This window comes from Sphingomonas endophytica (assembly GCF_001476895.1).
GTDB classification, from domain to species: domain Bacteria; phylum Pseudomonadota; class Alphaproteobacteria; order Sphingomonadales; family Sphingomonadaceae; genus Sphingomonas; species Sphingomonas endophytica_A.
Window position 1 is genome coordinate 1 of sequence record NZ_LDTB01000203.1, and the last position, 588, is coordinate 588.

Sequence of the window (588 nt, forward strand, 5' to 3'; positions counted from 1 at the left end):
GACCAGGAACACCCTACCCTCGTCGTCGGCGTCGCCGGTCTTGGTGCGCCCAAGCTGGATCGAGACACAAGGCAGGATCGGAGAGTTCGGGTCACGGGGATCAAGCGGAACGCCTGGCTCGTCGGTTAACTGCTCGACCCGAAGTCGAGCGACCTCGCTCCTGCGGCGACCGCCGGAGGCGAACGCCAGCAGCAGAATCGCCAGATCGCGGGGGTCAGCGAGTCGGTCCGACGAGCAGGTTTGCAGCAGGCGATCCAAGACATCGCGGGTGACCGCGCGCTGGCTCTTCCGTTTGCGCGGACGGCCGGAGGCGCGGACCGCCAGCCTCAACGCCGACCGAAGACTCGGCGAGGCGAACGGACCCTCCTGCCCTTTCCAACGATGCAACGCCCCCCAGCTCGCTAGTCGGCGCTTGACGGTTGACGGCGCATGCGGCCCCGCGGCTCGCAGCACGTCGGCCGCCCGAAGTGCCGCCGTCACGTCAGCCGGCATGCCGTGCCGTGAATCGGCCTCGCGCCTGGCTGGATCCCACAAATGGTGCGCCACGAATTTCAGGGCCAAACTCTCCGATGCCGGCCAGGGTAGGGG

General features: G+C 68.4%; 1 protein-coding gene. It reads right to left on the reverse strand.

Annotated elements, in window-relative coordinates:
• The coding region (locus NS334_RS18920) for a hypothetical protein (RefSeq protein ID WP_206542712.1) at positions 1-330 on the reverse strand (330 nt) is incomplete at its 3' end.
• Between the last annotated feature and the right edge of the window lie 258 nt (positions 331-588).